We start from the raw sequence: 12,341 nt of genomic DNA on the forward strand, positions 1-12,341 counted from the left end.
ATGGCTCAGCGTGTGTGCATCATCGGCGGCGGCGTGATCGGGTTGGCAACGGCCTATGCGCTGGTGCGCGACGGCTTCGAGGTGACGGTGGTCGAGGCGCGGCAGTCGCTGGGCAGCGAAACCAGTTTTGCCAACGGCGGCCAGTTGTCCTACCGCTATGTGGCGCCGCTGGCCGATGCCGGCGTGCCGTTGCAGGCCATCGGCTGGATGCTGCGCGGCGATTCACCGCTCAAGCTGCGCCCGCGCCTGGACCCGGCGCAGTGGCGCTGGATGGCGTCGTTTCTCGCTGCGTGCCGTACCTCGGTCAACCGGGAAAACGCTGCGCATCTGTTGCGTCTGGCGCTGTTCAGCCAGAGCACGCTGAAACACTGGCGTGAGGACGACGGACTCGCCGGCTTCAACTGGCGGCGCAACGGCAAACTGGTGACCTTTCGCAACGCCGCCAGCTTCGACCATGCACGCAAGGGCCTGGCCGACCCGCAGCAACAGCAGGTGTTGTCCGCTGCCGAATGTGCGCAACTCGAACCGGCATTGACCAAGGCACCGTTCGTGGGCGCGATCTACACGCCGGATGAAGAAGTCGGCGACTGCCACGGTTTTTGCCAACAGTTGGCGGCGCGATTGAAGGCGTCAGGCCGCTGCGAGTTTCGCCTCGGTCAGACAGTCACCGGCATCCGTCACAGCCACGGCACCGTCACGGCCATTGAGCTAGGCGATGAAGCGCTTGCGGTCGAACAACTGGTGATCGCCGCCGGCCATCGCAGCCCGTCGCTGGCGCTGCCTGGCCTGCGCCTGCCGCTCTATCCGCTGAAGGGCTACAGCCTGACCGTGCCGATTGGCAGCGAGCATCGGGCGCCGGACGTGAGCATCACCGACTACGACCGCAAGATCGTCTACGCGCGCATCGGCGAACAGTTGCGCGTGGCGGCCATGGTCGACATCGTTGGTTTCGATCCGGCGGTGGACCCCGAGCGACTGGCACTGATCAAGCGCCAGGCCCGCGACACCTTTCCCGATGCCGGCAACTACGACGCCGCCGTCGAATGGGCCGGCATGCGCCCGGCCACCCCCACTGGCGTTCCGCTGCTGGGCGCCACCGCCTATCGCAATCTGTGGCTCAACCTCGGCCACGGCGCGCTGGGTTTCACCTTGGCCTGCGGCAGTGGGCAGTTGCTCAGCGAACTGATCGCCCAGCAGCGCACATCCATTGATCTGCACGGGTTCAATCCCCGTGCGGCGTGAACATCCAACTTCGAAAAGGATTGATCCATGAGTATTCAACGCTTGCACACCAACCCGCGCCTGTCCGGCGCCGTGACCTTCGGCGACCTGGTGTTTCTTTCCGGCCAGGTCCCGGGCGATGCCAGCGATGCAGGCAATCAGACCCGCGAAGTGCTGGCGAAGATCGACGCCTTGTTGGCCGAGGCCGGCAGCGACAAGGATCACCTGCTCAGTGCAACCATCTACCTGAAAGACATCACCGCCGACTTCGCCGCGATGAACGAGGTCTGGTCAGCGTGGCTGTCACCGGGACAGGCGCCAAGTCGCACCACGGTACAAGCCGAACTGGCGCGACCGCAGGTGCGGGTGGAAATCACGGTCACGGCGGTGCGTCGCTAAAACACTCAACACCCACAACGGAGAATAACAATGCAAAAAATCACGTTGCTCGGCTGCACACTGGCGCTGGTTTTCGGTGCTCAGGCACAGGCCAATGAAGTGTCGCTGACCGGTACGCTTGGCAAGATCGCCAGCGCCAACAGCATCACCTTGGGGTATCGCGATGCGTCGGTGCCGTTCTCGTATGTGGGCGATCACACCGGGCAGCCGATGGGGTATTCGGTGGAGCTGGCGGGCAAGATTGTCGAGCGTATCAAGCAGCAACTGGCGCTGCCGGAGCTGAAGGTGAAGTACAACCTGGTGACATCGCAGACGCGGATTCCGCTGGTGCAGAACGGCACGGTTGATCTTGAGTGCGGCTCCACCGGGGTGACGGCCGAGCGGCAGAAACAGGTCGCGTTCTCCTACGGTTTTATCTATGTCAAAGGGCAGTTGCTGACCGCCAAGGACAGCGGCATCCACAGCTTCGATGACCTGCGCGGCAAGAACGTGGTGACCACCGCCGGCACCACCAACGAGCGCTATTTGAAGAGCTACAACCTCGACCACAAATTGAACATGTTCGTGATCAGTGCCAAGGATCACGGCGAGGCGTTCCAGATGCTGCAATCGGGGCGCGCGGCAGCGTTCTACATGGACGACGCATTGCTCTACGGTGAACGGGCCAAGGCGCGGGATCCGCACAACTGGGTCGTGGTGGGGGAGGAGCAATCGCGGGAAATCTACAGCTGCATGGTGCGCAAGGATGACCCGCAATTCCTCGCGCTGGTGAACGGCGCGCTGGCGGATCTGTACAGCTCGGGGGAGATCAACGGGATCTACCGCAAGTGGTTCGAACAGCCGATCCCGCCGAAGGGTTTGAACCTTGAGTTCCCGATGACCAGCGAACTCAAGGCAATCATCGCCAGACCGATCAGTGATCCGGTGCAGTGACGGCTTAGAAATCACCCCACAGTTGCTGCGCCACTGCCAGCGCCACAACCGGCGCGGTCTCGGTGCGCAGCACGCGCGGGCCGAGGCGGGCGGCGTGGAAACCGTTGGCCTTGGCCTGCTCGACTTCGGCGTCGGACAAACCGCCTTCGGGGCCGATCAGGAACGCCAGAGACGATGGTTTGGCATGGCTGACCAACGGCTCGGCCACCGGGTGCAGGACCAGTTTCAGTTCGGCTTCGGTCTGTTTCAGCCAGTCGGCCAGCAGCACCGGCGGATGTATCACCGGAACCCGAGAACGACCGCATTGCTCGCAGGCGCTGATCGCCACCTGACGCCAATGCAGCAGGCGTTTGTCGGCGCGTTCGTCCTTGAGCCGGACTTCGCAGCGTTCGCTGAAAATCGGAGTGATTTCATTCACGCCCAGTTCGGTGGCTTTCTGGATCGCCCAGTCCATCCGCTCGCCCCGGGACAGACCCTGGCCGAGATGGATGTGCAACGGTGATTCGATCTGGCCGGCGAACTGCTCGTCGATCTGCACCACGACACGCTTCTTGCCGACTTCCACCAGCGATCCGCGAAATTCATGGCCGGAGCCGTCGAACAACTGCACCGCATCGCCCTCGGCCATGCGCAGCACGCGGCTGATGTAATGCGCCTGGGCTTCCGGCAGTTCGTGTTCGCCGGTGCTGAGCGGGGCGTCGATAAAGAAGCGGGACAGTCTCATTCGGAGTCTCGAAAAAATTGTAAAAGTCTGGCGGCCCTATCACTGGCAAGCCAGCTCCCACAGGTCTACGCAATTCCCTGTGGGAGCTGGCTTGCCAGCGATGACATTAGTCCGATCACCGCTGAAGCTTAAGTGAAATAGATCAGCCCGGATCACGGAACCCGGGATGGAAATCCTTCGGCACGGACACGCTGACGCTGTCACGGGTGGCGATGTCGATGCCTTCGCTGGCGACTTCGGCGAGGAAGTCGATCTGCTCCGGGGTGATCACGTACGGCGGCAGGAAATACACCACGCTGCCCAGCGGACGCAGCAACGCGCCACGCTCCAGGGCATGCTGGAACACCTTCAGGCCGCGACGTTCCTGCCATGGGTAGGCCTCTTTCGTGGCCTTGTCCTTGACCATCTCGATGGCCAGCACCATGCCGGTCTGACGGACTTCCGAAACATTCGGATGATCCACCAGATGCGCCGTCGCAGACGCCATGCGTTGCGCCAGCGCCCGATTGTTCTCGATCACGTTGTCCTGTTCGAAAATATCCAGGGTCGCCAATGCCGCCGCGCAGGCCAGCGGGTTGCCGGTGTAGCTGTGTGAATGCAGGAAGGCGCGCAGGGTCGGGTAATCGTCGTAGAACGCGCTGTATACCTCATCGGTGGTCAGGCACGCCGCGAGCGGCAGATAACCACCGGTCAGGGCTTTGGACAGGCACAGGAAGTCCGGGCGGATGCCGGCCTGTTCGCAGGCGAACATCGTCCCGGTGCGTCCGAAACCGACGGCGATTTCGTCGTGGATCAGGTGCACGCCGTAACGATCACAGGCCTCGCGCAGCAGCTTGAGGTACACCGGGTGATACATGCGCATGCCGCCGGCGCCCTGGATCAGCGGCTCGACGATCACGGCCGCGACGCTGTCATGATTTTCCGCCAGCGTCTGCTCCATGGCCGCGAACATGTTGCGCGAGTGTTCTTCCCAGCTCATGCCCTGCGGGCGCAGGTAGCAGTCCGGGCTCGGCACCTTGATGGTGTCCATCAGCAGCGCTTTGTAGGTCTCGGTGAACAGTGGCACGTCGCCGACTGCCATCGCCGCCATGGTCTCGCCGTGGTAGCTGTTGGTCAGGGTGACGAAGCGCTTCTTGCTCGGCTGGCCGCGGTTGAGCCAGTAGTGAAAGCTCATTTTCAGCGCGACTTCGATGCAGGACGAACCGTTATCGGCGTAGAACACCCGGTTCAGGCCTTCCGGCGTCATCTTCACCAGACGCTCGGACAGCTCGATCACCGGCTGATGGCTGAAACCGGCCAGAATCACGTGTTCCAGCTGATCGACCTGATCCTTGATGCGCTGATTGATGCGCGGATTGGCGTGGCCGAACACGTTGACCCACCAGGAACTGACGGCATCCAGGTAGCGCTTGCCTTCAAAGTCCTCAAGCCACACGCCTTCACCGCGCTTGATCGGGATCAGCGGCAGCTGTTCGTGGTCTTTCATCTGGGTGCAGGGATGCCACAGCACCGCGAGATCGCGTTGCATCCACTGGTTGTTCAGGCCCATGTTCAGTCTCCTCGAGGCGGCTCGCGTCAGGCGCGGGCAAACAATCGCGCAAGCCTATGCAATGCGTCGCGCCGGGACAACCCATTGCGTCGATTGAGCTACTTTGTATGGGCCGATAGACGTCGCTGGCGGCGTTTTGATGGCTGACGTATTCTTCGCGGTTCTTTGGGTCGACTGACCCGCAAAACTGCTTTTTCCTACGTGTTTTTCCGGAGTTCGCTGAATGTCTGTCGGTTGGCTGCGCGCCTGTGCGCTTGTGGTGTTGGGGCTTTTCAGCGTTACGGCGCTGGCCAAGGAAAAAACCGCGATCGTGATCGGCGGCGGCCTGTCGGGCCTGACCGCGGCTTACGAACTGCAGAACAAGGGCTGGCAGGTCACGCTGCTGGAAGCCAAACCGAGCCTGGGCGGTCGCTCGGGCATGGCCACCAGCGAGTGGATCGGCAACGACAAGGCCCAGCCTGTGCTGAACAAGTACGTCTCGACTTTCAAGCTGAGCACCACGCCGGCCCCTGAATTCGTGCGTACCCCGGGTTACCTGATCGATGGCGAGTATTTCTCAGCCGCCGATCTGGCCACCAAGCAACCGGCCACCGCGCAGGCGTTGAAAACCTTCGAGAAAACCCGTGACGATCTGGCGCGTTCGATCGACGATCCGCAGAACCCGGCGGCGACCAACACTCTTCACGCGCTGGACCAGATCAACGTGTCGAGCTGGCTCGACAAGCAGAACCTGCCTGCCACCGCGCGTCAGCTGATCAACCAGGATATCCGCACCCATTACGACGAACCGTCGCGTCTGTCGCTGCTGTACTACGCACAGCAGAGCCGCGTTTATCGCGGCGTGTCCGACCGTGACATGCGCGCTTCGCGTCTGGTCGGCGGCAGCCCGGTGCTGGCCCAGGCCTTCGTCAAGCAGCTGAAAACCATCAAGACCAGCTCGCCGGTTTCCGCGATCGTCCAGGACAAGGACGGCGTGACCGTCAAGGTCGGCAGTGTGGGCTATCAGGCAGACTACGTCGTACTGGCGGTGCCATTGCGCGCCCTCGACAAGATCCAGCTGACCCCGGCCCTGGATGCCCAGCACCTGGCCGCGATCAAGGGCACCAACTACGGCTGGCGCGACCAGATCATGCTGAAGTTCAAGACGCCGGTCTGGGAAAGCAAGGCGCGGATGTCCGGCGAGATCTACAGCAACACCGGTCTGGGCATGTTGTGGATCGAGCCGGCCCTGAAGGGCGGCGCCAACGTGGTGATCAACCTGTCCGGCGACAACGCCCGCGTCATGCAGGCCTTCGGCGACAAGCAGATGGTCGATCAGGTGCTGATTCGTCTGCACGCGTTTTATCCACAGGCCCGTGGCGCGTTCACCGGTTATGAAATCCGCCGCTACAGCACCGACCCGTCGACTGGCGGTTCGTACCTGGCCTTCGGCCCGGGCCAGATCAGCAAGTACTGGCGCCTGTGGGAGCGTCCGCTGCAGCGCGTAGCGTTTGCCGGCGAGCACACCGACACCCTGTATCCGGGCACCCTGGAAGGCGCGCTGCGCACCGGTCAGCGTGCGGCCAGTCAGGTTGAAGACCTGGCGGCAGGCAAATCCTTCGAACCGATCAAGGTCGGCCCGGCGGCCGCCACCGCAGCAGCGGCAGCGGGTGCGGCCACGGCGGCGAAGAAAGGCAACTTCTTCACCAACCTGTTCGGTGGTTCGGATGACGAGAAGAAACCAGAGCCAGTGAAAGCCCCAGAGCCGACACCTGCTCCAGCCGCTCCGGCGCCTGCACCGACTCCGGCCCCTGCGCCAGCCCCGGTTGAAGCGCCGAAGCCTGCGGCTCCGGTGAAAGCCGAGCCAGCCAAGAAAGCACCGGCCAAGCCAGCAGCGAAAAAACCTGCGGCCAAGACCGAGGCGAAAAAAGCCCCGGCCAAACCGGCAGCGAAAAAGTCTGAACCGGCGAAGAAGCCAGCGGCCAAACCGGCTGCGGCCCCGGCGGCAGCGACCGATACCAAAGCGCAGTAAGGCTTTGCGGTGAATGAAAAAGCGCGGCTTTCAGGCCGCGCTTTTTTATTGCCTGTGAAACAGCGAGCATCCTGTGTTTGCTCGCTCGCCAGCTAATCTCCCGTCACACTTTTCACCTTTAATCTTTCCTTAACTCACTTGTTCAAGACTCTTGATCGTATTTCTCGATATTTCAAAGCGAAATTTTCCGCTTTAATTCGATAGATAACTCGCTAGTCTTGGTTCGCAGTTCTCACAGGATTTGGGCAATGCAGCTACGTAACTCTTCTTCGCGCTACGGTTGGGTCAGCATCTTCATGCACTGGGGTGTGGCGCTGGCGGTCTTCGGGCTGTTCGCGCTGGGCTTGTGGATGGTGGGGCTGGATTACTACAGCACCTGGCGCAAAGACGCGCCGGATCTGCACAAGAGCATCGGTCTGGTGCTGCTGGCTGTGATGGTGTTGCGGGTGCTGTGGCGCTTTATCAGTCCACCGCCGCCAACGCTGCAGAGCTACAGCCGCATGACCCGCATCGGCGCCAGGTTCGGCCACGGGTTTCTGTACCTTGCGCTGTTCGCCGTGATGATTGCCGGTTACCTGATTTCCACCGCAGACGGTGTCGGGATTCCGGTGTTTGGCCTGTTTGAAGTTCCTGCACTGGTTTCCGGACTACCGGATCAGGCAGATACCGCCGGGGTGATTCACTTGTACCTGGCGTGGGCGCTGGTAATTTTTTCCGGCCTCCATGCGTTGGCAGCATTGAAGCACCACTTTATCGATCGTGATGCGACCCTCACTCGAATGCTCGGTCGCAAAGCCTGAAGCTCAACCTCGACTCAAAGGAAAAGAAAGCATGTTGAAAAAGACTCTGGCCGCTCTGGCAATCGGTTCTGCCGTGCTGTCCGCCAACGTAATGGCCGCTGACTACACCGTCGACAAAGAAGGCCAGCACGCCTTCGTCGACTTCAAGATCAGCCACCTGGGCTACAGCTACATCACCGGTACCTTCAAGGACATCAGCGGCAAGTTCAGCTTCGATGCTGCCAAGCCTGAAGACAGCAAGATCGAGTTCGACGTGAAAACCGCCAGCGTGTTCACCAACCACGCCGAGCGTGACAAGCACATCGCCAGCAAAGACTTCCTGGACGTGGGCAAATTCGCTGACGCCAAGTTCGTCTCCACCAGCGTCAAATCCACCGGCAAGAACGCCGATGGCAAAGACACCGCCGACGTGACCGGTGACCTGACCCTGCACGGCGTGACCAAGCCGATCGTGGTCAAGGCCACTTTCCTGGGTGAAGGCAAGGATCCATGGGGCGGCTACCGTGCCGGCTTCGAAGGCACCACCAGCATCAAACGTTCTGATTTCGGCAAGATGATGGACCTGGGTCCACAGTCCGACAAAGTCGACCTGTACATCTCGTTCGAAGGTGTCAAAGCGAAGTAATTTTCGCCAGACATACAAAAACGCCCCCGGTCTTGCGACCGGGGGCGTTTTTTATTGCCTTGTCGAAACTCAGCGATTGCGGGTCAGCAAGGCCGGTTTCTCACCGCGTGGGCGGCTTGGCAGTTGATCGAGCTGCTCAGGCGTCGGGAAGCGGTCGGCTTTCGATTCCTTGTGCATGATCTTCGGGCCGCTGCTGCGCGGGTTCTGCACGGCCGGTTCGGCACGTTGCTGATCGTCACGGGCCGGACGGCGGTTGCGCGAGTTTTCGTCGCGGCGACCCTGGCCGTCACGCGGGGCACCGTTGCGCGGGCCGTTGCGTTTGCCCGGCGGGGTGCCGGTGCTCGAACCGTTGCTGTTGCGCGGGCCGTTCTGACGACCTTGCGACTGACCGCCGCGTGGAGCGCCCGAACCTGCACCCTGCGCCGGAGCGCCTGGGCGACGGTTGCGACCACCGGCCGGAGCCTGCTTCGGCACGTAATCAACGCGGTTACCGAAGTTATCGATATCGTCGTCGAGGAACTCGTCCGGTGCACGATCAGCCGCAGCACGTGGCGGCTGGCTTGGCTGACGCTGTTCGCGGGCCGGGGTGCCTTCGCGTGGTTTTTGCTGACGGGCTGGACGCTCGCCACGCTCACCGCGTTCGCCGGCAGGTTTTTCCTTGCCCTTGTCCTTGCCTTTGTCTTTACGACCGCCACCACCGCCGCCGCCATTCGGGCCGTCGCCGCGCGGGCCACGACCGTTACGCGGGTTGCGCATGTCCGGACGCTCGCGCACTTCAGGTTTCTCGGCCTCGATGGTGCTGGCATCGAAGCCCATCAGGTCGCCGTCGGCGATTTTCTGCTTGGTCATGCGTTCGATGCTTTTCAGCAGTTTCTCTTCGTCCGGCGCAACCAACGAGATCGCTTCGCCCGAACGACCGGCACGGCCGGTACGACCGATGCGGTGCACGTAGTCTTCATCGACGTTCGGCAGTTCGAAGTTGACCACGTGTGGCAACTGGTCGATATCCAGGCCGCGGGCCGCGATGTCGGTGGCAACCAGAATGCGTACCTGGTTGGCCTTGAAGTCGGCCAGGGCTTTGGTGCGGGCGTTCTGGCTCTTGTTGCCGTGGATCGCCACAGCCGGCAGGCCGTGTTTGTCCAGGTACTCGGCCAGACGGTTGGCGCCGTGCTTGGTGCGGGTGAACACCAGCACCTGTTCCCACGCGCCGGCGGTGATCAGGTGAGCCAGCAGCGCACGCTTGTGGCTGGCCGGCAGGCGGAAGACGCGTTGTTCGATGCGCTCGACCGTGGTGTTCGGCGGCGTCACTTCGATGCGTTCCGGGTTGTGCAGCAGCTTGCCGGCGAGGTCGGTGATGTCTTTGGAGAAGGTCGCCGAGAACAGCAGGTTCTGGCGCTTGGCCGGCAGGCGGGCGAGGACTTTCTTCACGTCATGGACAAAGCCCATGTCGAGCATGCGGTCGGCTTCGTCCAGCACGAGGATTTCAACGTGGGACAGATCGATGCTGCCCTGGCCGCACAGGTCGAGCAGACGACCCGGGCAGGCAACCAGTACGTCCACACCACGGGACATTGCCTGAACCTGCGGGTTCATGCCGACGCCGCCGAAGATGCAGGCGCTGACGAATTTCAGGTCACGGGCGTAGATCTTGAAGCTGTCGTGTACCTGGGCCGCGAGTTCGCGGGTCGGGGTCAGGACCAGGACGCGCGGCTGGCGCGGGCCGTGGCGCTGGGATTTGTCCGGGTGACCGTTGGGGAACAGCCGCTCCAGGATCGGAAGGGCGAAACCGCCGGTTTTACCGGTACCTGTCTGTGCCGCAACCATCAGGTCGCGACCTTGCAACACGGCGGGAATGGCCCGCTGTTGCACCGGAGTAGGCTCGGTATAGCCCGCGTCTTCGATAGCGCGGACCAAAGCCTCGGAGAGACCGAGGGAAGCAAAGGACATGAGTAATCCTGTTTTAGTTAGGGCTTGGCCCAATGGGAGTCTTGCCTGGCGCGAATGGCGTTTAAGAGGACGCAATCCCGTCCGGTCCTGCTGCGGTTCCGAAGGCACGTCCGGAGCGCTCGCGCGGGCTGAAAAGCTGCGCTGTAGCGGGTCGGGAGGCCTGTAACGGTTCCGGGCGTCCGGGCGTGAGCCTGGCGGGAACGCCGGAGTATAACAGAGCAATCACCGCGCGCCGCTTTCCTGCTGCTCAACGGTTTTGCCGCTGGCGGTGGCGCTGCTCAAGGGTTTTTCCGAAACCGGGGCTGCACCGTAGCGCGCGCTCAACTCGGCATAGGCCGGTTCACGCTTGAAACGCTTGAGCTCGGCGCCGAAGCGTTGCACCAGCAAATCCATCCCCGCATTGCGCCGTACGGCCAGAAACTGGCTCTGGCGGCTGATGACGGTGGGGTTTTCGGTGATCTGATCGCGGATATTCAATTCATCGAGCAAATGCTGACCCACGCGGCGATCGGTGATCAGCAGGTCGATGCGCCCGCGCACCAGTTTGCCGAAATTGGCTTCGTGGGTCGGGGCCGGTTCCCGGTTGAACAGGGTCGATTCACTGAAGTCCGGGCTGTACAGATAACCCGGCGAGGTGCCGATGGTCAGGCCCTTGAGGTCTTCAAGACTGCGAAAAGGGTGCGGTCGGTCGTTGGCGTAGAACATCACGAACTCGACGTCCGACAGCGGTTCGCTTGGGTAGAGCAGGGTGGCGTCGCGTTCGTCGCTGTGAAAGATGTCCAGCGCACCGTCGGCCTGGCCGGTTTCGAGCATCGACAGGCAACGCTTCCATGGCAGGAACTGCCACTCGACATCGATGCCCAGACGTTTGAACACGATGGCGGTGGTTTCGTAGTCCAGCCCGAGGTTCTTGCCGTTTTCTTCGTAAACGTACGGCGCCCAGGGTTCGGTGACGATACGCAGCTTCTCGCCTCGAGCCGCAAAGCTCAGGCAAGCAAAAACCAGCACGGCGAATAACTGCGTGATCAAAGGCATGACTTGAGATTACGACGAGAAACGCCAAAGAGCCAGAAACTGGCTGCAGAAGCTCTGTTTCGGGCCTTAAAAGCAAAAGATCGCAGTTGCGACAACCCACCAGGAGCTGTCGAAACTTGCGATCTTCTGTTGTTGCATGAAGCGTTCAGCTTGAAGCGTACAGCGGTCTCAGCGTGGCAACTTCAGGTTGTTCCAGATCGCCAGGCTCGGTTCGGCCTGGTTCATGGAATAGAAGTGCAGGCCAGGCGCGCCGCCTTGCAGCAGGCGTTCGCACATTTCGCTGACGACTTGTTCGCCGAAGCGCTGAATGCTCTGGCTGTCATCGCCGTAGGCTTCCAGTTGCTTGCGGATCCAGCGCGGGATTTCCGCACCGCAGGCATCGGAGAAGCGCGCGAGTTTGCTGTAGTTGGTGATCGGCATGATCCCCGGTACGACTGGAATGTCTACGCCCAGCGCCTGCAAACGATCGACGAAGTAGAAGTAGCTGTCGGCGTTGAAGAAGTACTGGGTGATCGCGCTGTCGGCGCCGGCACGGGCCTTGCGCACGAAGTTGGCGAGATCGTCTTCGTAGTTGCGCGCTTGCGGATGCATCTCCGGGTAGGCGGCGACTTCGATGTGGAAATGATTGCCGGTTTCTTCACGAATGAATTCAACCAGTTCATTGGCGTGACGCAGCTCGCCGCTGGTCATGCCCATGCCGGACGGCAGGTCACCGCGCAGAGCGACGATGCGCTTGATGCCGGCAGCCTTGTACTCGTTCAGCAGGCCGCGCAGGTCGTCCTTGCTGTCGCCGACGCACGACAGGTGCGGTGCGGCGGGGACTTTGACTTCGCTTTCCAGCTGCAACACGGTGTTCAGCGTGCGGTCACGGGTCGAGCCGCCCGCGCCGTAGGTGCAGGAAAAGAAGTCAGGGTTATAGGTGGCCAGCTGACGGGCAGTGGCGAGCAGTTTTTCATGCCCGGCATCGGTCTTGGTCGGGAAGAACTCGAAGCTGTAGCGACGGTCTTGGGACATCGGGGGACCTCCAGTCACGAGCGGCAAGCTACAAGCTTCGAGAGAAGCGGAGGTGCGCTGATCTCTCGTGCGTGAAACCTGCT

Annotated in this window: 11 protein-coding genes; 6 read left to right on the forward strand and 5 right to left on the reverse strand. The window is 61.8% G+C overall.

Annotated elements, in window-relative coordinates; genetic code table 11:
* The 3 genes from M5B44_RS17200 to M5B44_RS17210 are packed head-to-tail and all read left to right on the forward strand — an operon-like array spanning nucleotide 1 to nucleotide 2,553.
* A complete protein-coding gene (locus M5B44_RS17200) occupies nucleotides 1-1,242 on the forward strand; it encodes a D-amino acid dehydrogenase (protein WP_248739954.1) in 1,242 nt (413 codons plus the stop codon).
* A 27-nt stretch (nucleotides 1,243-1,269) separates the two neighbouring features.
* Nucleotides 1,270-1,620 (forward strand): RidA family protein, encoded by a 351-nt coding sequence (locus tag M5B44_RS17205; RefSeq protein WP_248739955.1) that lies wholly within the window; start codon nucleotides 1,270-1,272, stop codon nucleotides 1,618-1,620.
* 30 nt (nucleotides 1,621-1,650) lie between these two features.
* Entirely contained in the window at nucleotides 1,651-2,553 is a 903-nt protein-coding gene (locus M5B44_RS17210) for a transporter substrate-binding domain-containing protein (RefSeq protein WP_248739956.1), read from the forward strand.
* A 4-nt stretch (nucleotides 2,554-2,557) separates the two neighbouring features.
* Here the strand turns inward: M5B44_RS17210 and M5B44_RS17215 are convergent, their stop codons facing one another.
* On the reverse strand, nucleotides 2,558-3,277 hold the full coding sequence (locus M5B44_RS17215) for a 16S rRNA (uracil(1498)-N(3))-methyltransferase (RefSeq protein WP_248739957.1): 720 nt from the start codon (nucleotides 3,275-3,277) through the stop codon (nucleotides 2,558-2,560).
* 142 nt (nucleotides 3,278-3,419) lie between these two features.
* On the reverse strand, nucleotides 3,420-4,826 hold the full coding sequence (locus M5B44_RS17220) for an adenosylmethionine--8-amino-7-oxononanoate transaminase (protein WP_248739958.1): 1,407 nt from the start codon (nucleotides 4,824-4,826) through the stop codon (nucleotides 3,420-3,422).
* 223 nt (nucleotides 4,827-5,049) lie between these two features.
* Here M5B44_RS17220 and M5B44_RS17225 point away from each other — a divergent pair, with 223 nt between their 5' ends.
* From M5B44_RS17225 to M5B44_RS17235, 3 genes are all read left to right on the forward strand, one after another.
* The gene (locus M5B44_RS17225) at nucleotides 5,050-6,837 is read left to right on the forward strand and encodes a flavin monoamine oxidase family protein (RefSeq protein WP_248739959.1); all 1,788 of its coding nucleotides are present in this window, start codon (nucleotides 5,050-5,052) and stop codon (nucleotides 6,835-6,837) included.
* A 248-nt stretch (nucleotides 6,838-7,085) separates the two neighbouring features.
* Nucleotides 7,086-7,637: a cytochrome b gene (locus M5B44_RS17230; RefSeq protein WP_114886050.1), complete on the forward strand. Its 552-nt coding sequence runs from the start codon at nucleotides 7,086-7,088 to the stop codon at nucleotides 7,635-7,637.
* A gap of 31 nt (nucleotides 7,638-7,668) precedes the next feature.
* Nucleotides 7,669-8,262, forward strand: coding sequence for a YceI family protein (locus M5B44_RS17235; protein WP_085731599.1), 594 nt, complete (start codon nucleotides 7,669-7,671; stop codon nucleotides 8,260-8,262).
* A 69-nt stretch (nucleotides 8,263-8,331) separates the two neighbouring features.
* On the opposite strand, the gene M5B44_RS17240 is transcribed toward M5B44_RS17235, so the two are convergent.
* From M5B44_RS17240 to metF, 3 genes are all read right to left on the reverse strand, one after another.
* Nucleotides 8,332-10,209, reverse strand: a complete 1,878-nt coding sequence (locus M5B44_RS17240; protein WP_248739960.1) for a DEAD/DEAH box helicase — start codon at nucleotides 10,207-10,209, stop codon at nucleotides 8,332-8,334.
* A gap of 222 nt (nucleotides 10,210-10,431) precedes the next feature.
* Entirely contained in the window at nucleotides 10,432-11,244 is an 813-nt protein-coding gene (locus M5B44_RS17245) for a substrate-binding periplasmic protein (RefSeq protein ID WP_085709105.1), read from the reverse strand.
* A 168-nt stretch (nucleotides 11,245-11,412) separates the two neighbouring features.
* Nucleotides 11,413-12,258: a methylenetetrahydrofolate reductase [NAD(P)H] gene (gene metF / locus M5B44_RS17250; RefSeq protein ID WP_114886047.1), complete on the reverse strand. Its 846-nt coding sequence runs from the start codon at nucleotides 12,256-12,258 to the stop codon at nucleotides 11,413-11,415.
* Nucleotides 12,259-12,341 lie beyond the last annotated feature (83 nt).

It is taken from the genome of Pseudomonas sp. MWU12-2029 (assembly GCF_023242425.1).
In the GTDB taxonomy this organism is placed as follows: domain Bacteria; phylum Pseudomonadota; class Gammaproteobacteria; order Pseudomonadales; family Pseudomonadaceae; genus Aquipseudomonas; species Aquipseudomonas kribbensis.